This window comes from Chloroflexota bacterium (assembly GCA_020850535.1).
In the GTDB taxonomy this organism is placed as follows: Bacteria; Chloroflexota; UBA6077; order UBA6077; family JACCZL01; genus JADZEM01.
This window is the reverse complement of record JADZEM010000106.1, coordinates 1-13,696: the sequence shown is the minus strand read 5'-3', so window position 1 is coordinate 13,696 and position 13,696 is coordinate 1. Positions and strand designations below refer to the sequence as shown.

The 13,696-nt window shown below is 67.8% G+C and carries 25 protein-coding genes; 1 reads left to right on the top strand and 24 read right to left on the bottom strand.

Annotated elements, in window-relative coordinates; genetic code table 11:
• Positions 1–285: 285 nt before the first annotated feature.
• The 24 genes from IT306_14725 to IT306_14610 form a co-directional block, all read right to left on the bottom strand.
• Positions 286–753 (bottom strand): phage terminase small subunit P27 family, encoded by a 468-nt coding sequence (locus tag IT306_14725; protein MCC7369681.1) that lies wholly within the window; start codon positions 751–753, stop codon positions 286–288.
• A 48-nt stretch (positions 754–801) separates the two neighbouring features.
• A complete protein-coding gene (locus IT306_14720) occupies positions 802–930 on the bottom strand; it encodes an HNH endonuclease (GenBank protein MCC7369680.1) in 129 nt (42 codons plus the stop codon).
• A gap of 266 nt (positions 931–1,196) precedes the next feature.
• Positions 1,197–1,538 carry a hypothetical protein gene (locus IT306_14715; GenBank protein MCC7369679.1) on the bottom strand — a complete coding sequence of 114 codons (342 nt, stop codon included), beginning with the start codon at positions 1,536–1,538 and terminating at the stop codon, positions 1,197–1,199.
• Positions 1,535–1,738 carry a hypothetical protein gene (locus IT306_14710; protein ID MCC7369678.1) on the bottom strand — a complete coding sequence of 68 codons (204 nt, stop codon included), beginning with the start codon at positions 1,736–1,738 and terminating at the stop codon, positions 1,535–1,537. The genes IT306_14715 and IT306_14710 overlap by 4 nt, the downstream gene beginning before the upstream one ends.
• A gap of 484 nt (positions 1,739–2,222) precedes the next feature.
• A complete protein-coding gene (locus IT306_14705) occupies positions 2,223–2,570 on the bottom strand; it encodes a hypothetical protein (GenBank protein ID MCC7369677.1) in 348 nt (115 codons plus the stop codon).
• Positions 2,567–2,806 carry a hypothetical protein gene (locus IT306_14700; protein MCC7369676.1) on the bottom strand — a complete coding sequence of 80 codons (240 nt, stop codon included), beginning with the start codon at positions 2,804–2,806 and terminating at the stop codon, positions 2,567–2,569. The genes IT306_14705 and IT306_14700 overlap by 4 nt, the downstream gene beginning before the upstream one ends.
• The gene (locus IT306_14695; GenBank protein ID MCC7369675.1) at positions 2,803–2,988 is read right to left on the bottom strand and encodes a hypothetical protein; all 186 of its coding nucleotides are present in this window, start codon (positions 2,986–2,988) and stop codon (positions 2,803–2,805) included. Before IT306_14695 ends, IT306_14700 begins: the two co-directional genes overlap by 4 nt.
• On the bottom strand, positions 2,981–3,322 hold the full coding sequence (locus IT306_14690) for a VRR-NUC domain-containing protein (protein ID MCC7369674.1): 342 nt from the start codon (positions 3,320–3,322) through the stop codon (positions 2,981–2,983). Before IT306_14690 ends, IT306_14695 begins: the two co-directional genes overlap by 8 nt.
• Entirely contained in the window at positions 3,294–3,899 is a 606-nt protein-coding gene (locus IT306_14685; protein ID MCC7369673.1) for an HNH endonuclease, read from the bottom strand. The genes IT306_14690 and IT306_14685 overlap by 29 nt, the downstream gene beginning before the upstream one ends.
• A 201-nt stretch (positions 3,900–4,100) precedes the next feature.
• Positions 4,101–5,300, bottom strand: coding sequence for a phosphoadenosine phosphosulfate reductase family protein (locus IT306_14680; protein MCC7369672.1), 1,200 nt, complete (start codon positions 5,298–5,300; stop codon positions 4,101–4,103).
• A complete protein-coding gene (locus IT306_14675) occupies positions 5,297–5,491 on the bottom strand; it encodes a hypothetical protein (GenBank protein ID MCC7369671.1) in 195 nt (64 codons plus the stop codon). The genes IT306_14680 and IT306_14675 overlap by 4 nt, the downstream gene beginning before the upstream one ends.
• Entirely contained in the window at positions 5,491–5,664 is a 174-nt protein-coding gene (locus tag IT306_14670) for a hypothetical protein (GenBank protein ID MCC7369670.1), read from the bottom strand. The genes IT306_14675 and IT306_14670 overlap by 1 nt, the downstream gene beginning before the upstream one ends.
• Positions 5,664–6,824, bottom strand: coding sequence for a hypothetical protein (locus IT306_14665; GenBank protein MCC7369669.1), 1,161 nt, complete (start codon positions 6,822–6,824; stop codon positions 5,664–5,666). The genes IT306_14670 and IT306_14665 overlap by 1 nt, the downstream gene beginning before the upstream one ends.
• 17 nt (positions 6,825–6,841) lie before the next feature.
• Positions 6,842–7,636 carry a hypothetical protein gene (locus IT306_14660; GenBank protein MCC7369668.1) on the bottom strand — a complete coding sequence of 265 codons (795 nt, stop codon included), beginning with the start codon at positions 7,634–7,636 and terminating at the stop codon, positions 6,842–6,844.
• Positions 7,636–8,181 (bottom strand): hypothetical protein, encoded by a 546-nt coding sequence (locus tag IT306_14655; protein MCC7369667.1) that lies wholly within the window; start codon positions 8,179–8,181, stop codon positions 7,636–7,638. Before IT306_14655 ends, IT306_14660 begins: the two co-directional genes overlap by 1 nt.
• Positions 8,182–8,184: 3 nt before the next feature.
• Positions 8,185–9,528, bottom strand: coding sequence for a hypothetical protein (locus IT306_14650; protein MCC7369666.1), 1,344 nt, complete (start codon positions 9,526–9,528; stop codon positions 8,185–8,187).
• Positions 9,518–10,165, bottom strand: coding sequence for a hypothetical protein (locus tag IT306_14645; GenBank protein MCC7369665.1), 648 nt, complete (start codon positions 10,163–10,165; stop codon positions 9,518–9,520). The genes IT306_14650 and IT306_14645 overlap by 11 nt, the downstream gene beginning before the upstream one ends.
• A complete protein-coding gene (locus IT306_14640) occupies positions 10,162–10,851 on the bottom strand; it encodes a hypothetical protein (protein ID MCC7369664.1) in 690 nt (229 codons plus the stop codon). Before IT306_14640 ends, IT306_14645 begins: the two co-directional genes overlap by 4 nt.
• Entirely contained in the window at positions 10,851–11,144 is a 294-nt protein-coding gene (locus IT306_14635; GenBank protein ID MCC7369663.1) for a hypothetical protein, read from the bottom strand. The genes IT306_14640 and IT306_14635 overlap by 1 nt, the downstream gene beginning before the upstream one ends.
• Positions 11,145–11,391: 247 nt before the next feature.
• Positions 11,392–11,970: a hypothetical protein gene (locus IT306_14630; GenBank protein ID MCC7369662.1), complete on the bottom strand. Its 579-nt coding sequence runs from the start codon at positions 11,968–11,970 to the stop codon at positions 11,392–11,394.
• Entirely contained in the window at positions 11,967–12,152 is a 186-nt protein-coding gene (locus tag IT306_14625; protein ID MCC7369661.1) for a hypothetical protein, read from the bottom strand. Before IT306_14625 ends, IT306_14630 begins: the two co-directional genes overlap by 4 nt.
• Positions 12,149–12,403 carry a hypothetical protein gene (locus tag IT306_14620; GenBank protein MCC7369660.1) on the bottom strand — a complete coding sequence of 85 codons (255 nt, stop codon included), beginning with the start codon at positions 12,401–12,403 and terminating at the stop codon, positions 12,149–12,151. Before IT306_14620 ends, IT306_14625 begins: the two co-directional genes overlap by 4 nt.
• Positions 12,400–12,834, bottom strand: a complete 435-nt coding sequence (locus IT306_14615; protein MCC7369659.1) for a hypothetical protein — start codon at positions 12,832–12,834, stop codon at positions 12,400–12,402. The genes IT306_14620 and IT306_14615 overlap by 4 nt, the downstream gene beginning before the upstream one ends.
• The gene (locus tag IT306_14610; protein ID MCC7369658.1) at positions 12,834–13,205 is read right to left on the bottom strand and encodes a hypothetical protein; all 372 of its coding nucleotides are present in this window, start codon (positions 13,203–13,205) and stop codon (positions 12,834–12,836) included. Before IT306_14610 ends, IT306_14615 begins: the two co-directional genes overlap by 1 nt.
• An 11-nt stretch (positions 13,206–13,216) precedes the next feature.
• Between IT306_14610 and IT306_14605 the strand changes: the two genes are divergently transcribed.
• Positions 13,217–13,654, top strand: coding sequence for a hypothetical protein (locus IT306_14605; protein ID MCC7369657.1), 438 nt, complete (start codon positions 13,217–13,219; stop codon positions 13,652–13,654).
• The last annotated feature ends 42 nt before the right edge of the window (positions 13,655–13,696 follow it).

Here is a 13,696-nt window from a genome sequence, read left to right as displayed (position 1 = left end):
GTGCTCTTGCCATTCTTCCGGGGCATCTCGACCCAGGCCGTGCGGAAGATCCGCGCGCCTGGGGAGACGCCGCTCTCAGGGTCAGCGTCGAGCGAATGGCGCCACCCGAAGATCGGCGCCACAATGTACTCGAGCTGCCAGTCCTCCAGCTGCAGCGGGCTGCCGGCCCATCGGCCCTTCGTGTGCCGCAACGCCCCGAGCGCCCTTACGACCTTGTCGACGGCCGTCGGATCAAACCATGCACCGGGCACATCCGGCGGCAGGGGTGTTTGCCAGAGCGGAGCCCTAGACGTTGAACGGGTCGTCGTCCCCATCGTCAGCAGCCCCGAATCCTTCTGGCAGCGACATCCGTGACCGCGCCGAAGGCGTCAGGCCGAACTCCTGGCAGAACTGTCTGACCTCCGCGAGCGCCTTGTTGGCGATGGTCGCCTCTGGCCGCTGCCTGATGTTGCCGTTGGCGGCCTCGTAGGTCAGCCCGTGCTCCGCGAGTGCTCGGCTGGCCGTGCGCCATGTGCTGTAGCTCTGGCAGTAGCCCGCCAGCGCCGCCATGTCCACCACCGTCAGCAGCCCAAGTCTCTCCAGCTCGGGGGCCACCCGTCGCCACTCCCGCTTCGCCTCAAGATCGAGCCAGGTCGGGCACTTCGGCGCCACCGGCCGAGGCTTTGGCTCGGTACGGTTCAGCTTCTCGTGGCCAGGGTTACCAGCCAGTACCTTGAGCTTCGTGGGCTTCGGCGCTGGGCCTCTCCCTGCCACCGTGAAAACTCCAGACCTCAGGCGAGCGAAAGTTGACTGGCGCGGGGTCTACGGGCCGTGCGCTCCAGACTTTCGACCCGCGCCCCGTCGCGAGTTGCAGCGACGGCAGAGGACTCGCACGTTCGCCGCGTCGTTCGTTCCGCCGAATGCTCGTGGGCGAACGTGGTCGCCGGTCAAGTCGTCGGTAGCGCCACACCAGGTGCACCAGGGCTGGGCGGAAATGGCAGCGGCGACGACGGCGCGCCACTGCCGGTCATACCCGCGTTCGGTGCTGCCTGGGCTTGGCCGGGTGTGGGAAGGGCAGGAAGCCCGGCCTTGCACCAAAGCAGGACATCCAGGCGTGCGACAGGGCCGCAGTGGAGGGGAAGCCATCTCAGCCTCTGGGCACGGTAAACCTGGCGCACTCAGTGTACTACGAATCGTAGGCATCGTGGACAATATTCCTACGCTTCGTAGTCATCCATGTTGCCATACAAGCACAAGCGGTCGCTGATCGCCTCGGCCGATGGCCTGCCACCCAGCTTGCTGATCGCCTGCTGCACGTCAGCCACCAGCGTTGCGTAGCGGTCGGCGTCGCTGCCGGCCGACGCGCCGGGACTGCGCCCCTCCCCCTTTGACGCCAGGATGGTTGCCGCCAGCTCTCCCGGGTCCTCGCCGAGTTCATCGGCCACCCGCATCACCAGCAAGATGGTGCGCACTCTGCCCGGCGTGTAGGCGCATTGACCGGGCTGGCAGCAGCGCTCTGGTAGCGCCAGTGGCAGGGCCGTCGCCTTAGCCTCGGTCACCGCCCGCTGCCTGCCGAGAGCGCCGCCTGCCGCCGCGATGGCAGCGGCTTGACTGGCTGAAGGTCGATGACCGGCTCATCGGCCGGCACGACGAACAGCGTGCCGGTGCTGGTGATCACCACGTCCACCACGGTGCCGGGCCGGTAGCCGGCCGCACGGGCCTGGTCGCCCAGGTCGAGCCGGCCGTCAGCGTCGATCACGGCCCGCCTCATGGCTCCCCCTCGGGCGGGACGGCCAGGGCGGCAAACGGGCAGTCTGGCGCGTGGCTGATGGACGGGAACCCAACCTGATTGCAAATGCGGCAGCCTCGCGCGCCCTGACCGACCCACGGCAAGACCTCTGCCGTCTCACGCTCAGCCGACGTGAGCGCCCCCTCCAGCGCCGCAATGCGGTCTTCTGCCCGCACCCAGGCTGTATGAGCATAGTCGTCCAGGCACCCGCACGAGATGAGTTGACCACCACAGGACGGACACCGCTCCATGTCGCAGCCGGGATGGTGGTATCCACCCCGAGCAATGGCGCAGTCGTGGCACCGCTGGTCAGGCCCACCGTACTCAGGCTCGTACGGCACCGAGTCGAGCGTCTGGTTTTTCTGCTCGCCGGGAATCTCGACCGTCCTTACCGTGCAGGAATCGACCCGAATACCGGCCTGACAAGGCTGCTTGCAGCAATCCCACAGTAGCGTCACGGTGCCCGCTCCAGCGCCTCGCGCTCCTCTGGCGTGAACTCTAGCGCAGGCTCCGTCGCGTCGGCAGCCAGGGCGGCGCGGGCATAGACGGACGGGTCATCAGCGCCGCCTGCCCCGTACATGACACCATGTTCATTCCGCGACCAATTCTCAGGGTCGGCGTAAATCGCCAGCGCCCCCCGCAGCCGCGCCTCCCGGCCCTCGGCGGCCTCGGCGCGCTGCTCTGTCTCCGTCAGCACGTCCAGCACCACCGCCGTATCGCACGGCCAATCATCAGCGCACAGGCCGCAGATTCCGCACCCGACCTCGGTATGCCCTTTCCGGATCAGTGTCAGGTCCTTCACGCCGCACCTCGGAACGCCTGCAGGCTCGCCTGGGGACACTGCAAGCAGGTGATGTGGTCGCGGGTGTGCGCGCCGCCGTCTGCGAGGTTCACGGAAATCCCGCACCACGTCACCAGCTCCGTCTCTCCCGTCCAGCGCCGGAAGGCGTGAACGGTGGACGATGCCCAATGGCCGGCCTTGACCCAGACGCCGCTGACGGTGCGGCTGGTTTTCTGGTCGCGCTCATATGCGCTCACAGAAGTCGCCCTTTGATGGTCAGTTGCACGGTCTTGCCGCCTGACCATTGCTGTAGGCAATCGACGTGACACGGCTCCGTCGTCAGGATCACGTACTCGCCCGAAGGCACGAGGACCTCCTGCACGTCGCCGGTCTCCAGATCTACTGCGGTCACTTTCAGCACTGGTTTTCGATTACTCACGGGCAAGCTCCTTCTCAATCACCGGCCAGTCGGCCGGGCGCCAGACGTGGACCGTCTCGCCGGCCGCACGCAGCCGAGCGATCCACTCGCGCTGCTCGGGCGTTGTCGTGCCGTCCTGCGCCTTGAGCTCGGCCCAGATCAGGCGCTCGCCCCTGACCAGCAGCAGATCGGGCAGGCCGGCCGCGTTGCGAGGGCCTCGCCGGACCGCGCCGCAGCCCGGGCATCGGCGCGGCGCGTTCGTGGCCTGGTCGTGAAACCAGTGCCACCCGTTCCGCTTGGCTACAGCCAGAACGTGAGCCTGAAACTCACGCTCGCTGAGCGCCCCCAGCAGCACGGCGTTCGCGTCGACAGGGTCGACAGTAGCCGCGCTCACCCGTGTCTTTGCGGCGGTAGATGTTCTCCTCGGTTGCCTCATGCCCACGAGCGCACCGCCCAGTGGCCGAGATCACCGCCGAAGGGGCTTCGCCCCTGAGTACGTTCTCCCGATGTGGCACGGGATCCAGGTGCGCCCAGTTCACGCAGCGCCGAACACGGCAAAGATGATCCCGGTCGTACCCCTTCGGAATCTCGCCCACAAACCGCGAGTACGCCCAGTGGTGGGCATTCCAGGTCTTGCGCCCAACCGTGAACCGCCCGTAACCAGTTGTAGGCTCGACGTGGGCCGTCCAGAGCCAGCACGGCCCCAGACCGGCGCGATGCGCCGGAATAGGGCCGCTCTTGTCGACCTTCTCCCAGAACCGCTCTTCGGCCGGGCGCTGCTCCACCCCGAGCCGCGCGGCGGCGTAGCAGGCGCGGGAGCAATACTGCCCCTTGCCCCTGGAAACTTCGGCCGGCTTCGGCTTGAACGACCCCCCGCACTGAGGGCAGGAGGCGGGCACCGCCTTGCGGCGCATGGTACGCTGAGCCTGCATCAAGACTAGACCTCCTGGTGTCGCGCCCCGGGGTGTTACCAGCACCGCCGGGGCAACTGCGCGCCTCAATTTTACCACATCTTCCTATCTGGTAGCGCGCCAGCTCGACCACCTGGCGGTGAAAGCTCTTTTCGTCCTGGCGCGGCATCGGCTCCGTCCGGGCGTGGCGCCGCACTCCGGCTGGCTGCACACGGTTCGGCATCAGTCGGCTCCGTTCAGGGTCAGCAGCCAGTCTTGCACCGACCCGTCAGCGTGCATCTGCGGCAGTGCCACGTCCCCGCGCACCTCGTCGCCGCTCCACCCCTGCGGCCACGTGCCGATCGCGATCAGCGCCAAGATCCGCTCCTGCTCCTCAGCGTTGATGAGCCACACCTCGGGGCGGCCAATGGCACGGGCCGCATCGTTGATCTCTGTCTGGATGCCGAGCACGATGTTGAGCGCGTATCGGCGAGCATCGAACGTCAGCGGCCCGAGCCGCATCAGGTTCTTCGGGACCGTCCCATCCTTGCGGCGCTCGCTGCCATCCTTCCGCAGCCGGTACTTCGGCTGGCGTAGCTCCTTGTAAAGGGGACGCAGCCGCTTGAGCGGGGAGAGATAGGCCCACGACGCTTGCCCGAGGAGGTACTCCAGCGCCGTGTCGCGGCTGGCGAGCGGACACTGAATGCAGCCGGTGCGGGCATTGAGTTCCCGCGCCTCGTCGCCGCCGTAGACCTCGGCAATCGTGGTGGTCGGGAAGCCGAGCGGTGGCGCATCAAACGTCAGCCAGTCCCAGACGTGGCAGACGCGCCAGTGCAGAATCGGTGCAAGGGTATCTGCCACAGCCTCCGACGTGGTCTGCTGAAACCAGCCCTGGCCGCACTCTGCGCCATCTCGCCCGCACGACAGGGCGATCCGCTGATCACGCGCAGCGCTCTCTCCGACGCGGACCCCGGTGATCATCAGGATCTTCTCGCCGACCTCATGTCGGAGCGTCTGAAGGGCGCCGAGCATCGGCTCAATCTTGAGCTGGGGCGTACACCAGCGGAAGTTGTTCTTTGGCGGTGGGACGCCCCGCCCGAGCACGTAAACGAAGAATCGGTCGTCCATCGCCGGGAGCACGACCTGGGTGCGGACGCCGCGTTGCTCAAGCGCGGCGAGCGTCTCCATCGCTGCCGTCTGGAGTGGCGGAAGCTCCATGCGCGTGTCTGCGTAGAGCACGGAGAGCGTCTCAGGCTTCGGAACGCGCCCCGTCTCGATCAGGTGTACAACAGCCGTAACGGTAGCAGAGGAATCTTTGCCCCCGCTGTAGGCCACCGCCCAATGTCGGTAGGTCGCACCGTAGGCTTGGAGAGAGATGGCCGTCAGGTCCAGCGCGTCGGCCAGCGTCAGACGCTCATTCTCGAAGAGACTGACGTTCCTCACGAACGGCGCCCCTTTCGCTGGCGGTCGGCCTCGACGGCGAACTGTGCGTGGCGCTCGTCGTTGCGGCGAATGCTGTCGCCGTGCAGGCGCCCCAACAAGAGGCGCCGCTGGTCGTCCGGCAAGTTGGCGATCTGCTGCCTGAGCGCCTCCAGGTCGTCAGGCAGCGGCAGCAGTGGCGGCAGCCAGCCCATCAGCGTCGCTCCTTGCGGATGTCGATCGTGATGACCTCGCCCCGCAGGCTAGACATCGTGATCCGATGCTCGAAGACCTTGCGCCGGGACTTGATGGCGTCCTCGATCGACTCTTTCACGTCGTCGAGCATCAACTCCATGAAGGTGTCATCCCAGGCGTCGTTGCGGGCCATCAGCCTGCCGCCTCGCCGTCGATGTCGATGACGTCGTCAGTGAACTGCCCGTCTTCGTCGTCATGGTCGTAGTCGTCGTCAACCAACTCGCGCCGCTCCATCTCAGCGATCTCATCGGCCGTCATCGGCGTGCCGTCGTCATGGATCAGCACGCCAGCGCCCGTGTCCGGGTTCTCGATGTAGCCGGCCTGGGCAGCTTCCTCCCGATCCAGCTCCTGCTCGACGGCGATCTCCTCAGTCGCGAACAGGCTCGCCTGTCGGAACGCCGGCGCCACCTCCTGCAGCTCGGGCGCCCACAGGCCGTAGACCTCGACCTCAGCGCGGAAGACCTCCAGGTCGTGCGGCACGAGCGCCGGCCCGCCGCCACGGCCCGTGTTCTCGTCAACCTCAGACACCGCCGTGTGCAGCATCTCGTGGAACAGCAGCGCCTCGATCTCGCGGTCCCCGTAGCCCGCCGCTCGGCAGTGATCGGCCGCGAGCCAGACGACGAAGTGCGCCTCGCTGAAGTGCTTCAGCAGGCCAGAGGGCTTGCTGCACTTGCCGAACGTCGCCCGTCCCTTGCTCTTGCCGCCCTGCCGCTTCCAGAGGTACGTCACCGACAGGCGTCGCAGGTGGTCGAGGTGCTCGGGATGCCGCGAGATCAGCACCCGCGCCCGGTTCGCCAGCGCGCCGCTGATCTCGAAGTCGGCCTCATCCCCGAAGACGCTGTCAGTCGGCACCGTGAGCGGCTTCAGAGGCATCTCGGGCATCTCAACGGCCTTGAGCTTGGCGGGCGCCTCAGCCGGCCGCTCGATCTGCTGGTAGCCGTCGACCAGGCCGTCAGGCCCGACGCTGTACGTCGCCTCCGACGCCCGCCGGGTGTCGCCGTAGTGCGTCCAGATCCGCTCGGCCTCGGCGCTGATCAGGTCGTAGCTCGCCATGATGCCGGCGGCCTCTGCGGCCTCCCGAACGCGGCCCTTGATCTCGCCCAGCGCCATGTGCGCATCAACCTCGCCGAGCACGTCGAGCGCGGCGAGCTGCTGGGCAATCTCCTGCGGCTCAGGATCGGGGCCGCTGCGCTCGCGGACCATGCGCTCGGCCAGGGCTGCCAGCGGCGACGGCTCACGAATCGGCTCGATCTCGCTGGCCTGGAAGGATTCGAGGGTTGTGCTCTTGACCATGTGTGCCCTCCTGGGAGCTACTCAACAATTGCGACGCGAGAGCCGGCCTCGTCGCCGGCATCGACCAGCGCCCTGGCCAGGAAGTGCTGCAGGCGCCCCGAGCCAGACGGAGCGCGAACGATCAGCCCGCCGTCCGCTCCGCGCCCAACCGGCTGCAGGGGCTTGACGAGCTGATCCCAGTTCGACGCGCTCAGATCGGCGCGGAGTCGAGCCTGCGCCGCAGCGAACACCTCCGCGTCCCACGGCTTTAGCTCATCGACCTGAGCCGCGATGGGTGTCCGCGCCCCCTCCGCTTGCGGGGGGGGTTGGGGGGAGTTAACCGGGCCGGGTCCGGGCCGGGACGGGTCCGGGACGGGTCCGGGTCCGGGGGGCTGTGACTCACGCGTTACTGGCTGATCATGAAGTGGCAGTTCTTGAGCGTTACTAACGCCGTTACTCTCGGCGTTACTAGTGCCGTTACGGGCTGCATTCCTGGCCTCGGATCTGCGGCGGCGGAACTCTGCCTGTCGCTTTGCTGCAGCTTCCCGATCCCGCCGAATTTCAGCCGCTGACGGCTGAAATTCGGCGTAGTCGTGGATCATGTAGCCGCCATTCACCCGCTCCCACAGCCGCGCCTCGACCAGCTTGGTGGCCAGTGCGTCCGGCTCGCGGACATCGGCCAGCCGCCGAACCTGGGCCACCGGGATGAATCCGTCCGTGGCGTATCGGTTGGCGTAGCTCAGTCCGCAGACGTAGAGCCAGCCAGCCAGCGGCCCGGCCGCGCTCACCTTCGGGTGATCGACGAAGTCGTCAGCGAGGCGCACCCAGACCATTAGCGCCCTCGCTCCCCGTGCTCAAACCGGGCCTGCCTCGCGGTCGTGTTCGCCCTGATCAGGTCGGCGTTTCCTGCCCAACAGCGACGGATGCAGCCGCATCGCAGATACTCAAGTCGATTCCCGATCTGCCATTGCCCACAGATGAGGCACTGCAGCCAGCGCACGGGCCGGGGTGGGCGCTCATCCTCGGGGGCAACCATCCGCTCGAAGGGGTTGAAGGCCAAGCCAGTCAACCCCACGGGATGCTCGGGGAACTGGCCGCAGAACACGTAGACGAAGGTCTCACTGGCCTCAGCCAGCCGGTAGGCCTTTTCCCACGCGTCATCCCCGGACAAAATCGCGGGGCCCTTGACCTCAAGCCACACGCGCTGGTCAGGCAGCCAGAAGTCTGGCAGGTACCAGACGCCGTCCAGGTCATATCCATCCTTCTCGTACTCGAATTGCACACCGAGCGCATCGAGAAAGACCGCCCATCGGGCTTCTAGGCGGCTCCTGAATCGGTAGCCGCGGTAATAGGTCTCAATCGCCTTCAAGTCGGCCATGAGCTAGTCGCCGTCCTCGTCGCGGCTGGCGTCCAGATCGGCGAGCATCTCCATCTCGTCGATGCTGTCCACCTGGCCGATGCACGACCAGACCTCTTCGACCAGCGCCGCCATGCTGGCCTTCCTCACCTGGCTTTCAGGCCAGACCGTGTAGGCCGTGTCCCGCTTGCGCAGCTCGCCGGCCCACGTGCGGTAGTAGGCCCGCCACTGGTCTGCCGTGTACTCGCCGCCATGCTCTGGTCGTCCAGGCGCGGCGGCCTCGACGGTGACGGTCTGTGGCTGGCCGCCGCCTGTCAGCAGCACCGCCGCGTGAACCTCTGGCGTCACGTCCACCACGGGGTGTGACGGCTCACCAATGGCCTGCGAGAGCCGCCACGCCTCGGCCTTGAGCTTGGCCGACTGCACCATCTCCGACGCCTGACGGTCGCCGCTGTAGCTCAGGAAGCGACTCAGGGAGTCTGTGCGGAGCGCCGGGCTGTAGCGAGCCGTGTACTCGCGGAGGAACTGCGCGCGGCCATCATCGTCGGCCAGGGGCGTGCCATCTACGGCCGCGAAGTAGGCCGCTCTCTGCTTGGCCGCGTCGCACCGCAGGACCGGCCGCTCAGTAGTCGCTGCGCGTGGGCGCTCGACCTCGGAGGCGTGCACAGACTGATCGGCCGTGGCGCCCAGCACGCTCGGCCCCGTGTCCATGTCCTCGTAAATCGGCTCGCGGATGGTTCGCGCCATGCCAGGATCGGCAGCAAGCGCCCGCTGCGTCTGCGTGGGATCGGTGAGGATACGGCCGGTGCCGTCCACCGTGACGACCTTCACCCGCTCCATCTCGTCAAGGTCCGGCGGTGACGACAGCCCGATCATCGAGAGCACGAGCCGCCGCTTGGCCCCGGTCTCGGCCTTCGCGAAGGCGTTGGCGAGCTTCTCGCCCGTCAGCTTGTAGGAGCCGCGCTCCTTGCTGTAGCCCGTGAGCGGCACGTACTTCGACGCCTGATCGGTCACGCCGTTCGGGCGCCGCCCCTCGACCTCGCAGACGAACAGATCGCCGACGACCTCCCGCCGGATGACGCGGACGCTGATCTGGTGCTGGCGACGCAGCTGCTCGGCACACGACTTGTTGGGGTAGAGGACCAGCTTGTTGTCGAGCATGAGCCAGTCGAACGGGCGGCTCAGCGAGTTGAGGCCCAGGGACCGGCACTGCTCGAGGTAGTAGGCCACGCGCTGCTCGTTGGTGAGCTTGGCCAGATCGCCGGTGGCAAGGATGTGAGCCAGGGCGGTCGCGGCCTGCTCGGGATCGGCGGTCGTGAGGTCGCGGCGCTCATCGACCACGGCCATTGCTTGGGTGTCAGTTGCCATCGGTCTTGTCCTTCCGGTTCGGCCACTCCAGGCCGTGCGTCTTGACGTGCATGGCGCAGCGGGTACACCTGCCGCGCCCCATGTGCTTGCGCTGGTCGTCGCCGCAGATCCGACAGGCCGCGAACGCCTTCGCCCACGGCTTGCCCTCTGCCCCTGCTGGTGACGGCAGGGCCGCCACCCCCTCAGGCTTTGCCTTGACCGCCAGGGCGCCCCGCACCTGTCGCAGCCAGTGCAGCTCCTGCATGGCTGCCTCGTAGGCGGCTTTCGCCTGCTCAGCAGCGGCCTGCGTCTCGGCTGCCCGGCGCTCGGCGGCGGCCAGCAGATCGTCTGTGGCGCGGTCCCACGCGAGCGCTTCCCGCGTGGGCGTGAGCAGCCGTGGTTTCGCCGCTGGCGGGCCGTCTGGGGCTTTCAGCGCGGCCCGTGGCGTTTGAGCCGTCTCAATCGCTTTCGGCGCAGGTTCGCCCGCCAGGACGGCCAGGCGGGCCTCGCGCGGCAGGCTGTCCGGGTGGACGGGCGTCTCGCAGGTCGGGCAGGCGTAGTCTGGCCCTGAGACCAGCACGTCGCCGCTGCACGCCGTGCAGTAGCCGTCCACCACGCCCGGCGGCAGCTCGCCGTTTCGCACCAGTCGGACGTTCATGAGGCGCGCGCCAAACGCGGCATGGCGTTGAGGTTGACGGTCGTCGGCGTGACCGTCTGCACGCCGTCGAGAGGGGCCATCCTGGCGGCCCCCTTGTTCTGCAGGCACGGCCCCAGCACGTACCAGTCATCCAGATACGGCAGCAGCAGCGTCGGCTTGATCGTCGGATCGACGCCTGATCCGGGCGCACATCCCAGCGCGTACCCGAGTGTCACCCAGATGTCTGCAAGCATGGCTTCGGTCAGCAGCACGAGGCTCCGCTGCTGCTGGCTCGGCGTGCGCGACGTGACCGCTTCGGCCAGCCGGCCCACAATGGGGGCCAGATGTGGCGGGCACAGGCTCGGTATCTCGGAGAGCAGCGCTCGCACGCGGGCTGTGCTCACGGTCTTGTCCCGCATCGACTTGGCCACCAGGAGCACCAGCAGTTGGGCCTGGCCGAGCGACACTGACGACGCGCCGCCGCCGTAGCCGTCAGTCCCGAAGCGGTAGCCCTGCCGCCTGATCAGCGGCAGGCGCATGTCCACACGGATGATGTTCAGGTCGCCCTGAATCTGCCGCTCGCTCAGGTGGAACCTGTCGGACAGTTGCCCGCGCGTCAATCCAGGCTCAGCGGCGATCAACTCGGCGACGGCCCACACCCGGCGGAAGCGGTCCGCCATCAGCCGGTCGCGATTCTTGACGGGCATCACAGCCCCCCCGTGGCGCGAAGGGCCATGCTGAGGCTCTGCAGTGCGTCCTCGGCGCGCCCCATGCCATCGTTGGCCTCAACGATGCGCGCCGTGGCTCGCTGGTGCGCCCGCTGCGGGTCCGTGTACCAGTCTCGGGTGATGACCGTCTGGAGCATGGTCAGCGTGACGGCCACGTCGCGGAGTAGATCGGCAAGGCGGATAATCTCGGTCTGCGGGTCGCGAGGCCGGTCGAGGGCGTGCAGCCGTACGGGCTGCGAGTCGTCGGTGAGTGTGCGGATCGGCTCGATCATTGTCGATTCTCCGCGTTCCGTCGCTTGCAGGATCGGCAAACTTGTCGTGGGTAGCGTGGTGCGCCACAGCGGGTGCACAGCAGTCGTCGATCGATGCCGGCCGATGCCGTACCGCTGTTGCCGCCAAAACTGCCTAGGGGCACTCGTCGGCCTGATGGCGGAGGCGCCAGCAGTGCTGACAGCGCGGCAACGTACCGTGTTTCGCCGACGAGCTGCCCGCGCGCGATGATCGTTCGTGGATGCGCCATTACTGCCGCTCCCAGGGGTGCACAAAGTCGATGCCGAGCGCCTCGAAGACCGAACGCTCGGTTGGCGTGGGGATGCGCTCGCCCCATCGCCACAGTTGGAACCCGTCGCGGAACTCGCAGCCGGCTGGGAGCAGCCCGCCCTTCCGCTGCGGCGTGACAATCCGCTTGTTCCATGCGGCCGGGCCGGTGCGGATCAGAAACCACATGCCCCAGGTGTCGTGATCAGACACCGTCTGCAGATCCACACTCAGGCCGCGATACACGGCCCGCTTCAGGTCCGCCCCCCAGCACTGACGGCCGTTCTTGTCGAGCCGCTTGGCCCAGACGTCCGCCTCCACCATCTCGTCACACAGGTCGTTGAAGGCGTTGACGGGTGGGCCGTCCTCGCCGCCGAACAGGTCCGGCGTCGGGAGCAGCAGCGGCTCAATCACGAGGTCGATGTCCCCGATGTCGAGCTTCGCGCGACGAATCGAGCCGGCGATCTTGACGCTCTTGCAGGCCGGCTCCAGCAGCCGCACCAGCTCGTGCGCGATGCCGCGGGCCTCCTCGTAGGGGAGTCGAACAGTCGTGCCGCTCATTGCCCCTGCTCCACAGCCACCGGCCACAGCGCCAGCGCGAACGCCACGCCGAGCAGAAAACCGCCGAGAGCCACGTAGCCCGCGCTGATCTGGTACCAGTCCGCCAGTGCGGAGCCGACCACGATCACCAGCACCGCGCACAGGCTGTAGATCAGGAGGTCGAGCCACGTTCCGCCGCTCACGACGCCCCGCCCGTCTGACGCTGCCGCCGCGCCTGCTGCTGGTGCCAGCGGAGATCGGCGCAGAGTAGGCAGCGGCACTCGCCGCCGGCCTGGCGGTCGTGCAGCCGCGCGTACTCCCGGATCAGCTGCGGCAGCGTGTACGGCTGCCGCTCGGGGGCGAGCTTCCTGGGCCGGCCCCTCGGGGGCAACGGACGGGTCTCGAAGCTGTGCTTGTGGTCCGGGTGATTCGGCCCCGGCGCCCACCCGGTCATCGGGGACCGCCCGGCCGCGCGGTGAGCATCAGGTAGGCGATCTCCTGCCAGCGCGCCGCCGTGACCCAGACAAACACCGGGCCGAGGCGGCGACGCAGCCAGTCCGCCAGCCCCACGATCTGCTCGGGTGGCTTGTCCGTTGCCTGGCACGCCTCGGCCAGGGCCACGGACTGCGGAGTCAGCGCCGGGGCCGGAGCCATCGTCACGGGGCCGGCCGCCTGCTCGGCAGCCCGAATCCGCATGCTGACCCGCTGCGCCGCCTGCTCGGCGATCCTGGCCTCGCCAAGGGCCGCGCACCGTCGCTCGGAGTCGCCGTTCTGGCGGAAATACTCGGCGGTTTGGGACCACTCGGCAAAGGCTCGCTCGAAGTGGGCCAGGAGTACGCGCTGCCGCGCCAGACTCGCGGCGTCGTTGATGATGGTCTGGGTCATCAGCTTCGCTCCAGTCGTCGGAACGCCCGCCGTGCGGGATGCCAGAGACGGTCGATGGCCCGTGTGATCCGCCGCATCGCCTTGCAGGGGCCGAAGCGGGAGACGCGCGACGGCCGGCACCAGAAGCAATTTCGGGCGTGCTGCGTGGCCGCGCGGTCCTCAGCGTCGAGCAGACTGGCCGTCTCGACGGCGGCATCCAGGCTGTTGAGAACGTGGCGGACACGCTCGGCGCCCGCGCGGATCAGGTCGGCCTCACGCTCTGGCAGCAGGTTGGCCGGCCGGACCTGAGCGGCCACCAGCTGGTACGCGGCGTGCTCGCGGTCGAGCTGGCGCCGGTCCTCGGCGCTGTAGATGCGAAGCGCGGCGCTCATGAGATCCGCCCGTGGTAAAGACGGTGACCGCACGGATCGGCGTAGACGCACGACCCAACCTGCGTTTTCGTCATCGGCTGGTCACAGTGAGGGCAGGTGTTTGCGGCCAACTTGGCGAAGTGAGCGCGGGCACGAGAGCCGATCTCCTCGGCCTTGACCTGGGCCTGCTCGTCAGTGAGAAACTCGGCCTTCTCGCACCTCGTGCCGCAGGGCCGGTCAGCGAAGCACGGGAACCCATACCGGCTGGTGCTCACATCGCGAATGTCTCGGTACGCGACGCCTGCGTTGCACTGATCGTTGATAATCCCGTTGAAGTTGACGCACTTGTCCCGCAGCTTGATCCAGAGCGGTCGGCGCCAGTGCTCCTGTTCCTGCGCTGTCACGGCCGCCCCCCGACATACCGAGAAACCAGAAAACCGGCGAGCATCACCGTCATGCCCACGCCGTAGACGACGCAAACGGCCTCAACGACGGTCATTCCGCACCCCCAT